Here is a 19,799-nt window from a genome sequence, read left to right as displayed (position 1 = left end):
GATTATTTGCTCGTCATTGCTTTGGTTGCTAGAGGTAAGGTGTCATAATGTGCTAACAAGTCAGCAGGATCGTTGTAAATTGCGATCGCATTTTTTAACTGACTATCATCAAAACCACCGCAACGAAGCGCAATCACGTCAACACCAGCTTTATTTGCAGACTCAATATCGTAGGGAGTATCGCCCAGCATTACTACCTCGGATGGCTGCATCTTCAACTGACTCAAAGCCGCTTCCACAATATCTGGAGCAGGTTTGGAAGCTTCGGCATCGCTAGATGTTGCCGCCTCATCCTGACTGAGTAAATCATCAACTTGTGCAGCTTTGAGCAACACTGACAGTTCTTCACTCGTTGCTGAAGTAGCGATGATTAAACGCAACCCAACAGAGAGCATCTTCAATATTAGTTGCCGCGTACCATTAGCAGGAGTCAGATTTGCGCTAAACTTGTTGATGATCAGTTCTTTGCGTTTGTCGGCGATTTCCTTACCTTTTCCTTCTTTATCAGAAAGTCCTGGCGCAAACTTAGGAATAACCTGGTCGCCTCCCATGCCAATCAATGGTCGAACTTGCTCGAACTCTACCTCATAGCCAAATGCTGCAAATGCTTCTACCCAGGCTTGAGCATGGGCATCATTACTGATAACAAGCGTCCCATCGACATCCAAAATTACGCCCTGATATGCCATTGAGAAATTTCCAGGTTACTTTAAGCCTCTACACTACTGAAAAGTTGTTGCCATAACCTCTACCTTGGTTGTTACTTCCAATGGCAGAGTCAAAGAAGAGGAAAAGGGGCAGGGGGCAGGGGAGAAGAGCAACGCGAAAAAGTGAAATCAGCAGAGGGAGCAGGGGGAGCAAAGAGAAAGTTTTAGTAATTTTTACTACTTAAATAGCCGTAAATACACTTACTTATTTCTCTCCCCCTGCCTCCCCTGCTTACCCCATCTCACTTTGGAGCATTGCTCCCCCCTAAATTTATGTATGGGGTTCTCCCGCTTGCTCCCTGCCCCCTGCTCCCCTGCCTGTTCGTTCTTCCATACCGAAGAGGCGGCGAACAGCTGACTGCATCAAATTAGGAGACAAGTGATAAACAGCTTTCCAAAAATTTGCTGTGCCTACTATGACATCAGAACGCTGATCCTTTACTGCTTCCCAAATTGATTTTGCTACATCTTCAGGCTTTTCTAGTACAGGAGCTTGAATTGCTTTACCTACCAACTCAGAACGCGCTTGAGCCGCTTCTTCGTCCTTACCGCGAAATATTGCTCGTTCCATCAGTTGAGTACTGATAAAACTGGGATAAATTCCGCTAACGTGAATGCCTTTAGGTGATAACTCTGCGTGTAACGATTTTGTCAACCCAGTTATGGCGTACTTAGTGGTTGTGTAAGGAATGTGATAAGGAATCGGTTCTATACCACCAATAGAACTGACATTAACAATGGTTCCTTTGCGACGTTCTAAGAAATGGGGCAGGATGGCATTAATAGTATGGATGTAGCCCCACAAATTGGTATCAATTATCTGATGCCAATCATCTAAGCTAAAATCCTCGACGGGCCCTAAGCAAAAGATACCGGCATTATTAATTAATACGTCTATGTGACCAAAATGATCTATTCCCTTCTGGATCAGATTGTTTACTTGTAAAGGATCTTTCACATCGCAAGAAATAGCGATCGCTTCTTGTCCAAGTTCCCGTATCTGTGCAGCAGTAGCTTCTAAACGGTCAAGTTGACGAGCTGCCAACACAACATTATAGTTGTGACGGGCAAACAATAATGCTGTAGCTTTGCCAATTCCTTGCGATGCGCCTGTAATAATTACTGTATTTTTCATAATATTTAGTTGCTTTTTTTGTGCGTCTTAGAGGTTATTTTAAAAATAGTACTTGAGGTATCCATAAGTTTAAATCCTCCTTAAAAAGGAGGACTTTGATAAACTTATATTCATTCCGATTAATCAACAACGTCAATTATTGCTGCGTTCTAATTTCCTTAAGTAACGCCTCATCAGAGTATTCTTCTTCCCATTTACCCTGTAACTTCAGCCGTACAGACTGTGCGCCGCCACTAGGAGTACAGACAACCCAGTAAGTATCTGGTTCTCCTTCGACCTCAGCTGCATCTTGAGCTTTTGAGGTATTAGAAAGACCCGAAAATGCTTGAATACAAGTCCATGTAATTCCATCTGAATCTTTAATTTCTCTTTCCATATCTATTCTTTAGATAAGTAGGTGGACGTGGAAAAAACAATATATGTAAAGCAATGTTGATTATTTTGATGTCACAGATGAAACGTTTTATCCGGTGCTGATTGAGTAAACCACTCCATAGCTCTTTCGGCGATCGCAGTAGGAACTGTATGTAACCCGTTGAACTCACGGTATTCTAGGTCATAGCCTGCTTGTTTTAACTGCGGCACAATCCGGCGACTGCACCGTTCAATTGGTAAAACTTGATCCGACTTTCCATGAGAGATGAATATATGCGGTTTCCCGGATTGTCTAGCAAGAACCATGAATCCGGGTGAAAAAGCAATAATGTGGTTAAACAGGTCGCCATTGGTAATGCCAACCGAAAGGGCGTAGGAAGCACCATCAGAGAAACCAGCGATCGCTACCTGGTTCGGATTGATAACATAATGACTGAAAGTTTGTGCTAGTGCCCGCTCGATAAAGGCAATATCAGGGCCATAGCCACCCCGAATAATGTCCCAAGTTTGTTGGCGTGAGTCTACTGCCAACAGAATTGTCCCAAAACGAATTGCCAGATGATACAAGATTTTTAGCGCACCCTCTGCATCGCCTCCGGCTCCATGCAATATCAATATGAGTGGAGCAGACTGATCTGCTCGATAGGTTTCAGGTACATAGACAAAACCATCTCGCTGCCCATCCAGCCCTAGTGGGTGTAACCCGGTCAAAGCGGTTGTTGTGGGGCGAGTTGGCCGAGACAACAACTGTCCTTCAGTAGCTCTAGAATCAACTTGCTTTGAGCTTTCCATAACTAATAAGTTCCGCTTTTGGCAATTGGGTAGTTGAGAGGCAGCGAGTGGTAAAGTCATTCCTGCTAGCCCGAACTGGAGTAGTTGTCGTCGTGTCCAGTCAGGAGGATTGTTGTTTTGTGTCATTGCGATCACCTCAATCAGCAATTAACTGACACTACACTGAAGGATTTACAACGAACCGCAGAGGCACAGAGAACACAGAGAGAAAGAGAGAAAAATTCTAAAACTTTGCTGGGTTTATGCTAAGAAAATCAAGTTTTTTTCTTTTCGTGCTTCCTCTGGTTGCCCTGCTCCCCCTGCCTTACTTATTTTTCTGCCATCAAAGCTGATTGGATACAAGAAGAGTTAAATATTTTCCGCTACATTAACGCCCTTGACTTTAGCTGGTATGACAATGCTGTAATAAGCAGTTGCGATCGCTGCTAATGCATTGAGCAAAACATTGTAACCAAACAGTGGCATTAAACCAAAAGATGTCTTAGCGAAAGGCAACAATCCCATGACAGCCAGCAAAGCATAAGAAATTGCAAAAGCACGGTTGAACAAGCGTGCACTGCTAGCATTACTGTAAGAAGTAATTCCAAGCAAGCCTACAGCGCAGCGTACAAGGTTATGCAAAAAGTTGGTAGGAATTAGACCAAAGATATAACCAAAGCCAGCAGAATAAGCGCCGGTAGATTCATCAAGTGGAATAAAAGATTCGTTCGTTCCTGGCAATGAAACTAAAGCTGGTATAAAGCCAGCTAAACCTAAAAGCAAATAAGCGATTCCGATAACCAAAGCAATATAACGCTCTGTCATTTTTGCTGCGTTGATATTTTCCATTGTAGTCAATCCTTTTGTAATTCCATTAGTTAATACTGAGATATCTAAGGTTGTAACCCAAAAAAAAGTTTTTATAATCTATCAGAAGTTTCAGCGTTAAATTAAGCTTTGTACACCTAGAGTGAGAAATTAAGATATTAGCCCTGCTGGAATTTTAGATTGCATAATCGTAGTATTTTTGCTTTGTATCAGTAGTTACATATAAACTTAACTTAGACTATTATTCATATATGCCATCAAATACTCCATAGTTAGAGGCAAAGGTTTGGTAATAGAGGTAGCTTTTATAAAAGCAGATAACAAAGTTCCTAGCCTCTAACACCCTCTAGCTGAGAGGCTTTCTTATAATTGAAGAGGTATTTGAAATGAAGATGAATAAATTACGAATTTTCCTCTTGCTGGATTGATAAAAATACTAGTAACAGAATAAAATAACGTTACGCACAAACAAACTTTTACTAAGGCAAGCCAAAAAATTTATCTAGACTTAATTTGCTATTAACTTTGTAATGTATAGCAATCTTAAATCATTCGTGAAAGAGAAAGTTACTGAGAAGCTTAAAAAACCTACTTTTAATCCCCCTATTTTCTCGGTTTTGATTGTTATAAGTAAAAAAAACAGCTAATATATCAACACAGCGATAATGATTGATTTTGAACTTTGGGACAGGTTGTTGCGTCAGTATGTTGATCAAGAGGGTCGTGTAGACTATGTAGCTTGGAAAAAAGAGCAACCCCAAGCAATTGCAGATTGGTTATCAAGCGAAAGAAATCTGGTTTTTAAATCTAATAGCAACAATCTGGAACAATTGGCATTGTGGATTAATCTTTACAATGCGTTCACCATTTCGACAATTTTAGAGAGATACCCGATAGAATCGATTCGTCCGCGAATTTTAGGGATTCCCAACTGGCTAGCTTTTTTGTGGTTCTTCCAACGTCGCGCTTATTATATTTTTGGGGAAAGTTATAGTTTAGCTGAAATTGAGAACTCTATTCTACGGGACAAATTGCAGGAGCCACGAATTCATTTTGCAATCGTTTGTGCTTCGGTTGGTTGTCCTTTACTACGTTCGGGAGCTTACTTTCCTGAGCAAGTCAGTCAGCAATTAGATGAAGATGCGCGTCGTTTCATAAATAACCCTGAAAAAGTCCGTTATGACATAGAGAGCAAAACACTTTACTGTAATAAAATCTTGAAGTGGTATCGTCAGGATTTTTTAAAAGTTGCACCCTCCGTTCCGGAATACATTCGCTCTTACTTGAAAACAGACTATCCCCTTAATGCCTCAACGCGGATATCCTATCTTCACTATGATTGGAGCTTAAATCAGCGAATATCTTGATAAAACTGTTTAAGATAATTTGCATTAACACCAATTCCCCACAAAAACCCAATATAAAGATAAATTACGGTTGCTTTGAAGCTACCCCATTTGGCTACGCGACGATCTGAGGAATGAACAATACGATTTACCAGATAAATACGTCCTTTTTTAACTAATTTTAAACATAAATCTCCATCCTCCATAATCGGCAATGCCTCATCAAATCCGCCACAATCCCAAAAATCAATCCGACGACAGAACATTACTTGATCTCCAAACAACAGACGCAATCCTCGAAAAAATAGGTGAGGCTTAAATAATAGTGGTGCGTAGTAGGTTTTTAGATAATTATGTAGAGAGATACCCCAACGAGTTGTTTGAGATCCTGACATCAGAGAAATGAACCCGCCACAGGCAACGGTAGGTTCTGCCAGCGTCTTATTGATGACGGTAATTAAATCATCTGGAACCCAAGTATCTGCATGAAGAAAGCAAAGAATATCTCCAGTTGCTGCTGATGCTCCATAGTTCATCTGAAGAGAACGCCCTGGTTGTTGAGATAAAAGAAATTGTACATTCAAAGTTTGATTAAATGACTCAAAAATTTGCTTTGCAACTGTCACCGTCTGATCTTGGCTGCCACCATCTACCACTATCACCTCAGAAGGAGGAGGATTAAGTAAAGTCAGTTGGCGCAATGTACTTCCTAAGTTAGTTGCTTCATTTAAAGTAGGAATGATAATAGAAACTTGAGACATACAGATTTAGTAGTTTTATCGTTATCTTTATTTTACTTGTTAGTATTAATAGTCTTTAGCTCAAAGATAAATCGGGTAATTTTGAGATGTTTTATTAATATCTCATACAAAGCATTTGTTACTAAAACCGTTGCTTGCAGCTATGACAAAACCGTCAAGCTCTGGACGCACCTAAATAACCTAGATGATTTAATAGTCTACAGTTGCGCTAGGCTACGTGGTTATTTACAATCAAATCCCAATGTCAGCGATCGCACTCTCTGCGATGGCATTACTAGTAAGAGCAATTAGCTTTGCAGCCAAAAATCAATTACTGCTACTGCGATGCTTGCGGCGGGCGTAGCCATCGTACTTTCAAGAAACTCCGGGGCGATCACTTACAAAGGTCAAACAATGCACTTCTTAAAATAGGCGTAGGCGCAGCCCGCCGCAGCCATCGTTTCACTGGTCTTTGCTGATCTAAAGTTGACTGCTGTTCAAGTTTTACAAGGATGCTGAAAATTCAGAGGGAGTGTTCTCTGAGCCAAGTCGAAGGGAACCCTTTCTTCAAAAGCTGACTCCCTACTCCCTATCTACGCAAATAAGTTCAAAAATAAAAGCGGATTCCTATATCAGTCCTGAAAGTAAATTTTATTAACTTCGCCGAACTTAAATTCAACAAAAAAGCTATTCAACTTTGGCACGGAGTGCTGAAGATGGAAAGAGACTTTGAAATCCAGCTTGTCGCTCATTTAAGGGTTCTAGAGCATCATTCCAAAGACTTTCATAATAAAAGAAGGTTACGCCTAGACCACGTTCTTGAGCAGCCCGCACCTGAGACTTAATTTTCTGCATGGGAACTGGATTATTTCGTAACCCTGTCATAATGCCAATTCCAGTTGGAATTATTTGTTGTGCTTCTTGAATTTCTTGGCGGGAAATATTTGCCACAAAACTTTGTAGATCAGGACGATAAACTTGCACAATTAACTCGTCAACAATATTTTGCCGCATCCAACTCAGCCAATCTTGCAGGTGAAACTTGTAAGCAAAATCATAGTAATTAGGAGAAACAGAGAAAATCGCCTGGGGTTTTCTCTGTTTCACAGCTTGGTTAAGTTGTACCATGAACGCCGTAATTTTATCTGCCCGCCACTTTACCCATGCCGCATCTTGGGAATTAGTTGGGGGAGGATTCTTGGTTTCTTTGGTGTACAAAGAAACTGTATATTGGTCGTAGCCAAATTCGTGGGGCAAACTCATGTGATCGTCAAACTGAATGCCATCGGCATCATATTGGGTGACAGTTTCCAGCACTAAATTGGTGATGAACTGTTGCACTTGCGGATGGAACGGATTAAGCCACATAACCTCACCAGCCGCACTAATGGAAGTTTGGCTACCATCCCGCTTTTGTGTGAACCAATCAGGATAATTCAGTGCCAATTCTGAAGTTGGGGGAGCCATGAACCCAAACTCAAACCAGGGAATCACCAGCAGTCCTTTGCGATGAGCTTGGTTAATCAGGTCTGCAAGAATATCATGTCCATCTGAACCTTTGTAGACAAAAGGTTGAATACCTGCACGTTGTGCGATCGCACTGGGATACATTACATAGCCAGAATTCCACACCACTGGATAGATTGTGTTAAAGTTAAGCCGTCGTAATTGACTCACCGCATCCTGCACTTTTTCCCGATTTTTGAGGGTGTCAAAATCATTGTTAGTCATCCAAACCCCGCGAATTTCCTGACGGGGTAACTGTGCGACAGCAGGGGTGAAACTGTCCACCAACAATACGGTAATAAAGGATATTAAAACGAGAATCGGAAAAAGAGACTTGAGTAGTCGTCGCCAATTCTGAACAATAAAAGATGATTTCATAGATTTGAATGATGCATTAGCTACCCACACACGCCATTGTTCGCTTTTACGATTGAATCTACTAACCATATAGTCTACAAGTATTTATGCTTAGTACAGGATTGATGAGTTGGTAGTTGTTTGTTCTCTACTGATGGAACTTTTGCACCAAAAAAACTAAAGTAGACAAATTAAGATAGTTGACGCAGCTAGTAGGCATTTGTGCCCAATAGATATTGGTTGGTAGGGGAATGGGCATTGGGCATTGGGGACAAGGAGAAATGGGGACAAGGGGAAAGACTTGTTTCAAGTTCTCACCTCTTGTCCCCTTGTCCCCCTGCTCCCCTGCTCCCCCTGCCCCCGATCTTCTCACTCCCCCAGACCCGACCTGTGTCACAATAGAGAACTGTAATAAGAAAAATATTGTTAAGGTAATTTAGTGAGTCCAACTGCTCAATCCACGGCAAGTGCGCGTCGCGTGGTATTTCCTTTTACGGCAATTGTGGGCCAGGAAGAAATGAAACTGGCGCTCCTATTGAACGTGATTGACCCCAAAATTGGTGGTGTAATGATCATGGGCGATCGCGGCACCGGCAAATCCACAACTATCCGGGCGCTGGCGGATCTGCTGCCAGAAATTTCTGTGGTTGCCAATGACCCTTTCAGTAGCGATCCTAGCGACCCCGACTTGATGAGCGATGAAGTCCGCCAACTGTTAGAACAAGGGGCGGAAATTCCCGTAGCTCACAAAAAAGTCCAAATGGTAGACCTGCCGCTAGGAGCTACAGAAGACCGAGTTTGTGGCACAATCGACATTGAGAAAGCTTTATCTGAAGGTGTCAAAGCCTTTGAACCAGGACTGCTGGCAAAGGCTAACCGAGGCATTCTCTATGTGGATGAAGTCAACTTATTAGACGACCACCTCGTAGACGTACTACTCGATTCTGCCGCGAGTGGATGGAACACTGTAGAACGAGAAGGTATTTCTATCCGTCACCCAGCGCGTTTTGTTCTTGTAGGTTCTGGAAATCCAGAAGAAGGTGAATTACGCCCCCAATTGCTTGATCGCTTTGGGATGCACGCAGAAATTCACACCGTAAAAGAACCAGCCTTGCGGGTGCAAATCGTAGAACAACGAGCAGATTTTGACCAAAATCCTCCAGCATTTCTCGAAAACTACAAATCCCAGCAAGAAGCACTCCAAGAGCAAATTGTCAATGCTCAACAGCTTTTGCCAGAAGTAAAAATTGACTATGAATTACGGGTAAAAATTTCTGAAGTCTGCTCAGAACTGGATGTAGATGGTTTGCGGGGTGACATTGTTAGTAACCGCGCCGCCAAAGCCTTAACGGCATATGAAGGACGCACTGAAGTTACAGTTGATGATATTAACCGTGTAATTACACTATGCTTGCGTCACAGGCTGCGGAAAGACCCCTTAGAATCGATTGATTCTGGCTACAAAGTAGCCAAAGTTTTTAGCCGCATCTTTGGCGTTGAACTTCCAGAAAGTGATACTGCACAAAAAAACGGCACAGGTCAAAAGTTAGGGGCTAGAGGTTAAAAGTTAGGAGCAAAGCCGGAAATGCTCCGCCTCCGGTGAAGAATTAAGAGTTAAGAGTTTTGAATGGAAAGCTGCTTCATATCTCACACTTTTAATTCTTCACTTAGCACTGACTATATAACTCACAACTCCTAACTCAGCACTGAAATATGAGAATTTGGTCTTTTTGGTTCAACAGCTTTATTCTATCTAGCCAATACAACCCGCCCAGGTTTGTAGAATTATTGATGCTCTTATTAGCGATCGCTATGCTGGGAATAGCCAGTATTTTACCGGACAAACCGCCCTATTTAATCTTAGGCTTGAGCTTAGTAGTTGGGGCATCTATTTCCATCTTAGTGCGGGAAGCGATCGCTCCTTCACCCGAAACACGAATTACCCAATTAACAGCATCGCTATTGCTTATCATCAGCCTCTATGGCTTTGCTGACTTAATGTACACTCTCTAGTTAGTCATTTGTTCACAGCCAATGACTAATGACTCCATTTTTGCATTTCTACCAATTCCATACACAACTCATTAATTTGCTCCAAATCAGGTTTGTTACGTAGGGCAGATTGTTCGTAAACAATTTCCATTTCGGCAACCAAATCTTCTGCTATTTTCATCACCTGCTCATAAGAATACTCACCCTTTAAAATAGCTTTTAAATCCTCAACATCACCAGCTATTCTCCTATCTACAATCACTTTACCCTGCCGCAGTATTTCTACTCCACTGCGTAATAATCTAATGCAGTGCATCCCATGTTTAAGGTCAAAACCCGACTTTCTTTCCATTTCTGCCCTAGCCGGATTTCTATTTTCTTGCCAAGATAAAGAAGCTTTCCATTCTCTCAAAGCTATTTGATAACTTTGGCTTTTCTGAAGCAGGCGGATGAAATCTTTACGGCTATTGGTTAACTGTTGAGTATATTCCAAAGTTTCATCGGGTAAAGTGTATTGTTTTAACACTCCTTTAAAATCAATATCTGCCGTCAACAATTGGTATATAGCGGTTCTCAATTGCGTGAAATACAGACCTAACCCCCAGCCCCTTAAGAGCGAGCGTTGGGGAGTAAGCCTCAAAGCCTCTCTCCTTTTAGGAGAGAGGTCAAAATGTATTGCATCCAAACGAGAAGCGCTATAATTGTTCCGCTTCTTCTAAAAACTCAATCCGCCCTCTGATTAAGTTATAAAGATATTCCAGAAAAGCGTTTAGTTCATCTTTGCTCAGGGGTACTTCGTCTTCTATGGCGAAGTCAGATGGTATTGGTTTTTTTTGTGGTGGTTTTAACAACCATTTCCGATGAGTTTCCATTTTTTTGATTTGGGCAAAGGCATAACCAGTGTAAGTATGTTTTACCTTCTTACTCAAAAATAACTGCTTATGATTAATTAAATGCTGTCCAACTGCGCTTAAAAAAGGATAGTTATTTAACCACAACAATTCTAAAACATTGAGATTTGCGCCTGCTAATAACTGGAGAATTTTTCTTAATTCATATATAACTGTATCTTTGTTACCATCCACGAATGGAAATATTCCTGGTTCATCCCAACCAGTATCTTTTTGTTCTATGTGATCAAATCCTAAATAGTACTTTTTGGGTGCGATAAATACTCCACGATAATCAAAATCTGAATCAGGACGATTTAAACCATAGCCGTGGCTACCTGCCAAACCAATTAAGATAGTTCTTTGCTCAACTTCTATTCTTTTCATATCACCTGATTAAAATATTGTCATCCTAACTCATGACTTAATCAGGTGGGAAGTAGGGAAGCAGAGGTGCAGGATAACAATCCCCATACCCAATGACAATGACTAATACCAAGAGTTGCTTCATTTAACAGAAATGCCCCTAAAAGAGATAATGAAACACTATCTCCTTGAGGAGCAAAACTTGTCAATTCAGTTGTTTCTATATTTTCAGTTTCCTAAAATAGGAATTATCTAGGATTAATGTGACGTCTGGTTCCCCATCCTGGATTGACAATGGCGGCTAAATCTTCTTCAGACAATTTGCTGATTTCACTATCCAGTTCTTCGACGCTGAAATCATAGCCACGCTCTTGAGCAATCTTGATGAAAGCTTCTGGATCAGCTGTTGCTTTGAGCCTTTGCTGTAATGCTTGATCTTGTTTTACGGCTTCAAAAAGTCGGGTAGCATTTTGCTGTGTCATGATAGTCTGTCTCCTATTTTAAATATCAGGTTTGAATGTAGTAATTTGACTTCTGTGGATTTACTAAATTCTGTGAAGAACCTTTAGATTAAGCGGGTAAATTTAATTTTAAAACAAAGAAAAAAATTGTGTGAATTCTGATAAGAAAATATAAGTTTTAGTTGAAATGTTTCTAGTATTTTGCAAAATTCAGCCCTAAGATGGAAGTCAGTATTTAACTAAAAAGTATTTATTCTGAATTGCAAATACACTTTACATTCTTTGCGCGGGCGATCGCTATGAGGACTTTTGGCAAAATGAAAGCTTGACTTAGCACCTGTTAATAAAATAGTATATTAGATTGTCTGTCTAATTCCTGCTCGGATCAGGTAGACATATTACAAAAGCTGGCAAAAGCGTCTCTATACGAGATCAAACCAGCTACCTGTACGGCAACCTCAAGGACAATTCCATGACTTACGCGATTATTGAAACTGGCGGCAAACAAATACGAGTAGAGCCAGGGCGGTTTTACGATATTGAACTGCTTCCGACTGAACCAGATGAAAAAGTTACAATAGACTCTGTATTACTAGTGCAGCACGATGGCGAAGTCAGCATTGGACAGCCACTAGTAACAGGTGCAACTGTAGAAGGGACTGTAATGCGACATTACAGAGGTCGTAAAGTCTTGGTATACAAGATGAAGCCAAAAAAGAAAACCCGCAAAAAGCGGGGGCATCGTCAAGAAATTACCAGACTTATGATTGACTCCATCACCCTTAACGGTGCAGTGTTTGTTACCCAAGAAGCACCAGAGAAGGAAACTCCCGTTTTAGACGAGACTCCTGCCGAAGAAGTTGAAACCGCTGCTGAATAATAATAAGAAGAAGATACACAAGAGGAAATCATGGCTCATAAGAAAGGAACAGGTAGTACACGCAACGGTCGTGATTCTAATGCCCAACGTCTGGGTGTCAAGCGTTATGGCGGTCAAGTTGTGCGTGCAGGAAACATTCTCGTCCGTCAGCGTGGTACCAAATTCCACCCTGGTAACAACGTCGGTATTGGTAGCGATGACACTCTGTTTGCCTTAATCGACGGTGTTGTAATGTTTGAGAGAAAGGGCAAAACCCGTAAAAAAGTTAGTGTTTATTTACCTATAACTGCTGTTCAGGAAGCCCCTGCTGAGGCAGTAGCAAGTTAGAGTGTTAGGGTGGGCATGTTACCCACCCTAATTGCTAGTTAGTCCTGGCATAATAATCAGATTTCCTTAAATATTCTCAACAGTTGCTTAAAAGTCGCTTTGTTCCTCCGTTGCTCATAGATTAGTATCAAAAGCATCAAAGCGCAGATATTCTTCACTAACAAAATATTATTTGCCCTGAAGATAGGAAGTATCCGTCTAGTTAAGTCTATGTTCCTGTAGAGGTGATATGAGTCTGATTCTTCCCAAACGCACCCTATCCCGTCGCCAATTACTGCAAGTATCTGGACTCTCAGGGATAGGCTTTCTTTTAGGTGGCTGTGGGACAAATTTGTTCTCAGATAATCTGCGGCAAATATCTGAGCCACTGAACCAAAGTCTTGAAGCACTCCTACTAAGTCAGAAACCTGTACCTGAATTTCCTGTTAGTGCGATAGAACCAGACAAATTGCTGATTAATACCTTTGACTTCACCCCGCAAATTGATCCAGCGCAGTTTCGCCTGACGATTGATGGCGAGGTTAGTAACGCGATGCAATTGAGTATGGCAGATATTCAAAAACTTCCCTTGACTTCAATGGTAATTCGTCATGTGTGTGTTGAAGGCTGGGCTGCGATCGCTCAATGGGGAGGTGTGCGATTGCGAGACTTGGTAGCGCTAGTACAGCCTAAATCAAACGTCCGCTATGTTTACTTCAAATCTGCTGATGGCTACTATGAAAGCTGGGATATTGCCTCTGCTGTACATCCGCAAACTCTTATGGCTTATCAAAAGAATGGACAACCATTATCAGTTGATAATGGTGCGCCTATGCGTCTAGCATCCCCAATTAAACTGGGGTACAAGCAAAGCAAGTGGGTGACTCAAATTACATTCGTTAGCAATTTATTGCCTCGTAAAGGCTATTGGGAGGATCAGGGCTATGAATGGTTTGCAGGGCTATGAGGGGGCAGGGAGCAGGGAACAGGGGAAAATTTTACCTTGTCTGTTTGCAATGGGATGTTTTTTTATTTGGAAGTTCCTTACATCTCTACACTATAGAGGGATGGGGAATTATGGGAATTAGTTAAAAATCGTTTGGGAAGTGACAAAAATCAGACACCCAATATCTGAAACTCCTTATCTAGAATTGATTTTGCCGAGCTAACTCGGACACGGGTTTTAGTCCACAAAGCACGGAAAAGTAACAGCATGACTACAGAGAATCTAAGTACCTTGCCATCATCTCCAGCCCAGACTGAATTAGAATTAACAGATTCCCCTGGCTGTCAGTCAACAAGTCTGCACGATTCGGATGTACCGGAAGTAGACTTATTTAGTCCACTAAAAATTCGAGATATTACCCTGCCTGATCGCATCGCAATGTCACCAATGTGTCAATACTCGGCAGAGGATGGATTCGCAAATGATTGGCACTTTGTCCATTTGGGAAGTCGGGCTGCTGGAGGCATTGGGCTGATTGTAGTCGAAGCTACAGCCGTGACAGCCCAAGGACGAATCACCCCTGGCGATCTTGGTCTTTGGGACGATATGCACATTGAGCCACTAGCTCGGATTGTACGCTTCCTTCGTCAACAGGGAGCGATCGCAGGAATTCAATTAGCTCATGCTGGCCGAAAGGCGAGTTGCAATGTTCCCTGGCTGGGTGGTACACCGCTAACACCTGAACAAGGAGGTTGGCCGGTAGTCGGGCCAAGCCCAATTCCGTTTCAAGAGGGCGGCCCCGTTCCCATCCCCCTCGATGAGGCTGGGATTGAAGAGGTGATTGAAGCCTTCGTTGCCACAACCGGGCGTGCCCTTCAAGCTGGATTTCAGATTATCGAAATCCACTCGGCTCATGGATATCTACTGCATTCTTTTCTTTCGCCGCTAAGTAATCAACGAACAGATCGTTACGGAGGTTCATTGGAGAACCGAATGCGTTTGTTGCTGGAGGTTACAAGACGAATCCGAGACATTCTGCCAAGCGGGATGCCGCTTTTTGTGCGCCTCTCTGCTACCGACTGGATGGAGGGAGGTTGGGATCTCAAGCAGTCAGTTATATTATCCCGTGAACTAAAGGAATTAGGCGTTGATTTGATCGATGTTTCCACAGGAGGTTTAGTCCCTCATGCCAAGATTCCCGTGCAGACAGGTTATCAAGTGCCTTTTGCTGCCAAAATCCGAGAAGAGGCTGGGATTAAAACAGGGGCTGTGGGGATGATAAAGGAGGCTGAGTATGCCAACCAAGTAATTACTCGTGGATGTGCAGATTTGGTTCTCGTCGGTCGAGAAATGCTCCGCGATCCATACTGGTCGATTCGTGCCCGTTGCCATTTGGATGAAGAACCGAACTGGCCTTTGCCCTACGGCTATGCAGTTAAGCAACAGAGACGAGGGAAATAACAATTCAAAAAATTATTTATAATATGTGATTGCGATCGCGATCGCAATCAAGTGGAGTGAATCAATCGTGGGGTTTGAGATTGCCACAGTGCGATCACTTCAAAAAAAGCGATCTATTTGTTTTTACTAAAAAAGGCTACAGTGTTTATATTGTAAGCCTTTCAAAGTTTTTTGTATCCTCGCAAGAGTCCGATGAACTGATGCTCATTAATTTGCTTAAGATTTTTCAGGGGCTGTTTATAAAGTCAATCTAAAGAGAAAGAATAAGGCTGAATTCCAAGGGTATGATGCAGAGAGCTAGAATATTTACGTTTTCAAAGCCTTATAAAATCTAGATTCAGGTTAGCAAGTCTTAATCTCATCACACCTTACGCTTGAGACTATCATCGCAAAAAAAGTTTGTTACCAAAATTGTTACGATTGCACTGTTGTTGAGCAGCTACTTTATCATGATATATAGTTAAACTCCTCACACCACACTGAAAGCCGTGAAACATAATGTTTCACGGTTTTTTCCTTTTAATTTGCTAATCAAAAGTGCGATCGCTTCTTCCTTCTTACTCCGTGCCCAACTCTTGAAGACGCGCAAGGGACGCGGTTCAAAGAAGAAACCACTTTTCTACAAGTGCTTATATGCAAAGAAGCTTATTGTCATAAATTACTCATTCCGACAACAATTTTTGCAAGAGTGTATAAATGTCCCCTTTGTCACCCTCTTTCCGTAGTCCTACACCAACCACTAAAACCACCACTTTCTCTAGTTCTACTTTATAAATAATTCTGTACCGTTGACCCACAGCCCTGACACTGCGATATCCCTTAAGGTTGTCAATTAGAGGTTTTCCCTGCTTTTCTGGATCTGTCTTGAGTTTGTCGATTCTGTCGCTCAAAGATTTCTGATGACGCTGATCCTTAACACCAATCAACATTTCTAAAGCTAGTGGTGTCAGTTCAATTTCATACTCTATCTTAACGGGTTGTGGTATATCAGAGTCCAAGTTGGGCTTTTGCTTCCTTCCAGCTAATAGTTTCTTCCCGTTCCCCTTGGCTAATACTCTCCTGTAGCTGATGGGCAAACTCGCGATCAGATAAGATTGCTAGGGTTTCTAACAAAGATTCAAATTGCTCAAAGCTAAGTGCTGCCATTACTGGCTTACCATGTTTGGTGATGATCACTGGCTCATCTTTCAACTCATCTGGCAACTCTAATAGTTGTCGTCGAGCTTGCGTAATGGTTAAGTACTTTAGCATATAAATTAAGTGTACATTTAAATGTACACTTATTATAACCTCAGTGCAATGTCTACGACGGGCTATGACGCTTGTGGACTCGCTAATGCTACGCTATCGGCGATCGCAGTTTTCCCTCAGACATAACTTTGTGTCTACCCTCTTGCGCTAAAGTTGCAAATGAACGTGCATCTAAAGCCAGGAGAAAAGAGTAGTGAAAGCAGTCTTGATGACAGCAGCTGGCAGTCCCGAAGTTCTGCAAGTACAGGAAGTGCCAAACCCTGCTGTTCCTGTAGGAAATACTGAAATTTTAGTGCGTTTGGTGGCGGCTGGCGTTAACCCCATTGACACTAAACTTCGTAGCCGAGGCAGTTTCTACCCCGATCGCACGCCGACAATATTAGGATGTGATGGTGCAGGCGTAGTCGAAGCGGTGGGTACTAGTGTTCAGCGTTTTCGCGTAGGTAATGAGGTATATTTTTGCTACGGCGGATTAGGCGCACACCAAGGTAATTATGCTGAATATACCGTTGTGGATGAGCGGTTTGTGGCACGTAAACCTGCGTCTATCTCCTTTGCCGAAGCAGCAGCAGCACCTTTGGTATTAATCACTGCCTGGGAAGCTTTATACGAACGGGGAAGATTGGAACCTGGGGAACGGGCTTTGATTCATGCGGGTGCTGGTGGTGTCGGTCATGTAGCAATTCAATTGGCGAAACTCAAAGGTGCTACTGTTTCCACCACAGTAAGTTCTGAAGAAAAAGCTGATTTTGTCAAACAACTAGGTGCTGATGATGTAATTTTTTACAAACAAACAAACTTTGTGCAAGCAGCATTAGATTGGACTGGCGGCGAAGGTGTAGACTTGGCTTTTGATACCGTAGGCGGCGAAACCTTTCACAAAACCTTCCCCGCAGTGCGAGTATATGGTGATATTGTGACGATTCTCGAACCAGATGCTAATACTGTTTGGAAAACTGCTAGACAACGCAATCTCCGCATTGGTTTAGAATTAATGCTCACACCAGCGTTGCTAGGATTAGAAGAAAGCCTCCAGCACCATGCAGAAATTCTCGAACAATGTGCCACCTGGATCGATGAAAGTAAATTAAAAATCCATGTTAGCCACAAATTTCCTCTAAAAGAAGCCGCTAAAGCGCACCAACTAATTGAAAGTGGTTCTGTGACAGGTAAAATTGTTCTACTGATTAGCGACGATTAATCGAACAATTTGCATAATTTATTTTTTAAACATAGATGTACCCAGAGGTACGCAAAGATACCCAAAAAGCTCTCTTTGCGTACCTCTGCGCTTCCTTTCTCTGCGAGACGCTTTGCGATTGCGTTCCTTTGCATCTTATCAATTCTCCTCTTCCTTCCCCTCCCCAGTTCAGCAGCACAAACGCAACCAGAACGCACACTCTTAACTCTGGAATTATTACAAGAACGTCTACGCACACCCACACTGCGCGAAGGCAATTTGACGGTGGATTTGCAAAAGATGGTGATTGATTTGCGCCCAGAAAATACTAGCTTTCGTGATGCTTTTTACCAACTGTTACGAAAAGACTTAGGTGCAAAACCTCTGGGTTTAGACCTTAGTTATACTTTAATTTTAGGGGATTTTGTGGGCAGCGATTTGGGTTTAAGAACACCCCTATATGCCCAAGCCATTGCCCCGATTTTCACCGTTACCGAACAAAAAGAACTAGAGCGTTTGCGCTTCGTTTGCTTAGAGTCACTTACCAACTCGAAAGATTGTCGATCGCTTTTGGGAACACAGTCAACTCCATCGAGTGAAATTGCCGTCTTTCGTGGTGTCTTGACACTGGTGCAAACTCGTTTCAATGGCGAAATGAAGTTTTCTAATACATTCTTTCTTCAGTCTGTGGATGCTCAAGGTGCAACTTTTCTCCAATCCACTAATTGGACTGAAACCCGATTTGGCCGTTCCATCAGCTTTAGCGGTGCTAAATTCAAGCAACCAAGCAATTTCCAAGGCAGTATTTTTTTTGAAAAAGCTAATTTTAAACAAACCCAATTTCAAGAACTCGCTGATTTTCAAGGCAGTATATTTGAAAAGACTGCCAACTTCAACCAAGCAAGTTTTAAAGAGTTGGCTAAATTCAATAGTGTACAGTGGCAAGAGAACGCTGATTTTTCTGATGTCCGCTTTGCGAATCAAGCGCAGTTTAGTAAAGCAAATTTTAATCAGTTCCTCCTTTTGCCAGAATCAACTTTTGAGCAAGCTGTCATCTTTCGAGAGGTGGAGTTTAATCAATCGGTCAATTTGCAAGGTGCAAGCATTCTCAACCAAGCAGATTTTAGCGATGCGAGATTTTCTCCAGATGCCTGTCTAAGCGTACCTGGTTTAACTTTTAACTCTAACCAAGCAAAAATTTTAGGTAATCCTGGCCAGATTGGTAAGATGTTTTGCATCCCTACACTGCAAGGTAATCAAAACATCTTGCGGAATTTAGGGCAAAATTTCCGTCAGCAACAACAAGTTGCCGATGCTAATGAACTGGAATATACAAAACAACAACTGCGATTAGTAGAAATGAGTCGTCGTTTGACGGCTACAAATATAAATACTGCTTCCGTTGCAAATTTGATTAAACTGGGTTTTTCGGCAACTCAAGCCGAAGCGATCGCCCAGCGTCGTCTGATAAAATTATTTCGCAATAATAGTGAGTTATTGACCTTAGCAGACATCGATTTAGAAAAATACACACAACTGAGCAATCGCTTAATTGTTGGCGAAGCCCTTTCCATCGTTGGGTGGTTACTGCAAGCTTGGAGTTGGTTGGGGTTGAGTGTACTGCTGTTGTTGAGTGGCTATGGTACGAATTTTTGGTTAGTGTTAGGTGTAGGAGGAGTTGCGATCGCTTATTTCGGCTTACTATTTTGGCTAGTAGATCGCTATCGTCGGCTGCATCCTGTACCAATTATTCCCACATCCTACGAAACCATTTCGATATTAGTCAGTTTTAGCGTTTTAGAATTCTTGAGCTTATTAGCCATCTTTCGCAATGCTCAACAACCTTGGCTGACATTGGGGTGTCTTTTAATAATTATTGTCCCCATACCACTGGCTTTATTGATTCGACTTTACCAACAAGGCCGTTATCACAACTTAATGGACGTTTCTTACTTCACAGAAGACGGCACATTTCGCCAGTTACGATTATTAATTGGTCGTTTGCCAGTGATACCAAGGAATGAAACATTTCGTGAACGATATATGCCTCTTTTGTGCGATCGCCGTTGGAACTGGCTCAACTACTATGATTTTAGTCTCAACAACCTAGTTAAATTGGGATTTAACGACATTCGTCTGCGAGACGAACACCTACCTGGTATCATCTCTGCACTTGCTTGGTATCAATGGAGTTTGGGTTTAATTTACATCACTCTTGTTTTGTGGACACTTTCCCGCACAATTCCAGGATTGAATTTGCTGATTTATCTGAAGTAATCCCTGCGCGGAACCTTTTTTCGC

The 19,799-nt window shown here is 42.1% G+C and carries 20 protein-coding genes and 2 pseudogenes; 10 read left to right on the top strand and 12 right to left on the bottom strand.

Annotation, left to right across the window (positions count from 1 at the left end; translation table 11 throughout):
- Positions 1-2: 2 nt before the first annotated feature.
- The 5 genes from H6G26_RS15225 to H6G26_RS15205 all read right to left on the bottom strand — a co-directional run bounded on the left by H6G26_RS15225 (position 3) and on the right by H6G26_RS15205 (position 3,837).
- Complete coding sequence (locus H6G26_RS15225; RefSeq protein ID WP_190730050.1) at positions 3-689, bottom strand: HAD family hydrolase; 687 nt, start codon at positions 687-689, stop codon at positions 3-5.
- 289 nt (positions 690-978) lie between these two features.
- Positions 979-1,842 carry an SDR family oxidoreductase gene (locus H6G26_RS15220; protein ID WP_190730049.1) on the bottom strand — a complete coding sequence of 288 codons (864 nt, stop codon included), beginning with the start codon at positions 1,840-1,842 and terminating at the stop codon, positions 979-981.
- Positions 1,843-1,978: 136 nt separating this feature from the next.
- Positions 1,979-2,218 carry a hypothetical protein gene (locus tag H6G26_RS15215; protein WP_190730048.1) on the bottom strand — a complete coding sequence of 80 codons (240 nt, stop codon included), beginning with the start codon at positions 2,216-2,218 and terminating at the stop codon, positions 1,979-1,981.
- 71 nt (positions 2,219-2,289) lie between these two features.
- On the bottom strand, positions 2,290-3,135 hold the full coding sequence (locus tag H6G26_RS15210) for an alpha/beta hydrolase-fold protein (protein ID WP_242053725.1): 846 nt from the start codon (positions 3,133-3,135) through the stop codon (positions 2,290-2,292).
- A 222-nt stretch (positions 3,136-3,357) separates the two neighbouring features.
- Complete coding sequence (locus H6G26_RS15205; protein WP_190730047.1) at positions 3,358-3,837, bottom strand: DUF4383 domain-containing protein; 480 nt, start codon at positions 3,835-3,837, stop codon at positions 3,358-3,360.
- Positions 3,838-4,481: 644 nt separating this feature from the next.
- On the opposite strand from H6G26_RS15205, the gene H6G26_RS15200 reads away from it, so the two are divergent.
- On the top strand, positions 4,482-5,183 hold the full coding sequence (locus tag H6G26_RS15200; RefSeq protein ID WP_190730046.1) for a DUF547 domain-containing protein: 702 nt from the start codon (positions 4,482-4,484) through the stop codon (positions 5,181-5,183).
- Here H6G26_RS15200 and H6G26_RS15195 read toward each other — a convergent pair.
- Complete coding sequence (locus tag H6G26_RS15195) at positions 5,168-5,923, bottom strand: TIGR04283 family arsenosugar biosynthesis glycosyltransferase (RefSeq protein WP_190730045.1); 756 nt, start codon at positions 5,921-5,923, stop codon at positions 5,168-5,170. The genes H6G26_RS15200 and H6G26_RS15195 overlap by 16 nt on opposite strands.
- 217 nt (positions 5,924-6,140) lie before the next feature.
- On the opposite strand from H6G26_RS15195, the gene H6G26_RS43780 reads away from it, so the two are divergent.
- Positions 6,141-6,266, top strand: a complete 126-nt coding sequence (locus H6G26_RS43780) for a hypothetical protein (RefSeq protein WP_277883874.1) — start codon at positions 6,141-6,143, stop codon at positions 6,264-6,266.
- A gap of 323 nt (positions 6,267-6,589) precedes the next feature.
- On the opposite strand, the gene H6G26_RS15190 is transcribed toward H6G26_RS43780, so the two are convergent.
- Positions 6,590-7,855 carry a glycoside hydrolase family 10 protein gene (locus H6G26_RS15190; protein ID WP_190730044.1) on the bottom strand — a complete coding sequence of 422 codons (1,266 nt, stop codon included), beginning with the start codon at positions 7,853-7,855 and terminating at the stop codon, positions 6,590-6,592.
- A 349-nt stretch (positions 7,856-8,204) separates the two neighbouring features.
- Here H6G26_RS15190 and bchI point away from each other — a divergent pair, with 349 nt between their 5' ends.
- Entirely contained in the window at positions 8,205-9,329 is a 1,125-nt protein-coding gene (gene bchI / locus H6G26_RS15185; protein ID WP_190730043.1) for a magnesium chelatase ATPase subunit I, read from the top strand.
- 149 nt (positions 9,330-9,478) lie between these two features.
- Entirely contained in the window at positions 9,479-9,778 is a 300-nt protein-coding gene (locus H6G26_RS15180; protein WP_190730042.1) for a hypothetical protein, read from the top strand.
- Between the two features lie 25 nt (positions 9,779-9,803).
- On the opposite strand, the pseudogene H6G26_RS15175 reads toward H6G26_RS15180, so the two are convergent.
- The 3 genes and pseudogenes from H6G26_RS15175 to H6G26_RS15165 form a co-directional block, all read right to left on the bottom strand.
- A pseudogene (locus H6G26_RS15175) lies at positions 9,804-10,322 on the bottom strand (nucleotidyltransferase); the annotation flags it as partial.
- A 133-nt stretch (positions 10,323-10,455) separates the two neighbouring features.
- Positions 10,456-11,034 (bottom strand): annotated as a pseudogene (locus H6G26_RS15170) (nucleotidyltransferase domain-containing protein); the annotation flags it as partial.
- Between the two features lie 227 nt (positions 11,035-11,261).
- Positions 11,262-11,495 carry a Nif11-like leader peptide family natural product precursor gene (locus H6G26_RS15165; protein ID WP_190730041.1) on the bottom strand — a complete coding sequence of 78 codons (234 nt, stop codon included), beginning with the start codon at positions 11,493-11,495 and terminating at the stop codon, positions 11,262-11,264.
- Positions 11,496-11,946: 451 nt separating this feature from the next.
- Between H6G26_RS15165 and rplU the strand changes: the two genes are divergently transcribed.
- From rplU to H6G26_RS15145, 4 genes are all read left to right on the top strand, one after another.
- The gene (gene rplU / locus H6G26_RS15160) at positions 11,947-12,354 is read left to right on the top strand and encodes a 50S ribosomal protein L21 (RefSeq protein ID WP_190730040.1); all 408 of its coding nucleotides are present in this window, start codon (positions 11,947-11,949) and stop codon (positions 12,352-12,354) included.
- Positions 12,355-12,384: 30 nt separating this feature from the next.
- Positions 12,385-12,681: a 50S ribosomal protein L27 gene (rpmA, locus tag H6G26_RS15155; protein ID WP_190730039.1), complete on the top strand. Its 297-nt coding sequence runs from the start codon at positions 12,385-12,387 to the stop codon at positions 12,679-12,681.
- Between the two features lie 229 nt (positions 12,682-12,910).
- A complete protein-coding gene (locus H6G26_RS15150) occupies positions 12,911-13,627 on the top strand; it encodes a molybdopterin-dependent oxidoreductase (protein ID WP_190730038.1) in 717 nt (238 codons plus the stop codon).
- A gap of 246 nt (positions 13,628-13,873) precedes the next feature.
- Entirely contained in the window at positions 13,874-15,067 is a 1,194-nt protein-coding gene (locus H6G26_RS15145) for an NADH:flavin oxidoreductase/NADH oxidase (protein WP_190730037.1), read from the top strand.
- A 662-nt stretch (positions 15,068-15,729) separates the two neighbouring features.
- Here H6G26_RS15145 and H6G26_RS15140 read toward each other — a convergent pair.
- On the bottom strand, positions 15,730-16,065 hold the full coding sequence (locus tag H6G26_RS15140) for a type II toxin-antitoxin system RelE/ParE family toxin (RefSeq protein WP_199326897.1): 336 nt from the start codon (positions 16,063-16,065) through the stop codon (positions 15,730-15,732).
- Positions 16,055-16,318 (bottom strand): type II toxin-antitoxin system Phd/YefM family antitoxin, encoded by a 264-nt coding sequence (locus H6G26_RS15135; protein WP_190730036.1) that lies wholly within the window; start codon positions 16,316-16,318, stop codon positions 16,055-16,057. Before H6G26_RS15135 ends, H6G26_RS15140 begins: the two co-directional genes overlap by 11 nt.
- 193 nt (positions 16,319-16,511) lie before the next feature.
- Between H6G26_RS15135 and H6G26_RS15130 the strand changes: the two genes are divergently transcribed.
- Both H6G26_RS15130 and H6G26_RS15125 read left to right on the top strand, forming a co-directional pair.
- A complete protein-coding gene (locus tag H6G26_RS15130; protein WP_190730035.1) occupies positions 16,512-17,519 on the top strand; it encodes a zinc-binding dehydrogenase in 1,008 nt (335 codons plus the stop codon).
- 279 nt (positions 17,520-17,798) lie between these two features.
- Positions 17,799-19,775 carry a pentapeptide repeat-containing protein gene (locus tag H6G26_RS15125; RefSeq protein ID WP_242053727.1) on the top strand — a complete coding sequence of 659 codons (1,977 nt, stop codon included), beginning with the start codon at positions 17,799-17,801 and terminating at the stop codon, positions 19,773-19,775.
- Positions 19,776-19,799 lie beyond the last annotated feature (24 nt).

The sequence above is a fragment of the Nostoc sp. FACHB-888 genome (genome assembly GCF_014696655.1).
GTDB lineage: Bacteria > Cyanobacteriota > Cyanobacteriia > Cyanobacteriales > Nostocaceae > Nostoc.
The sequence above is the reverse complement of the archived record's forward strand: the minus strand, read 5'-3'. Positions and strand labels throughout refer to the sequence as shown.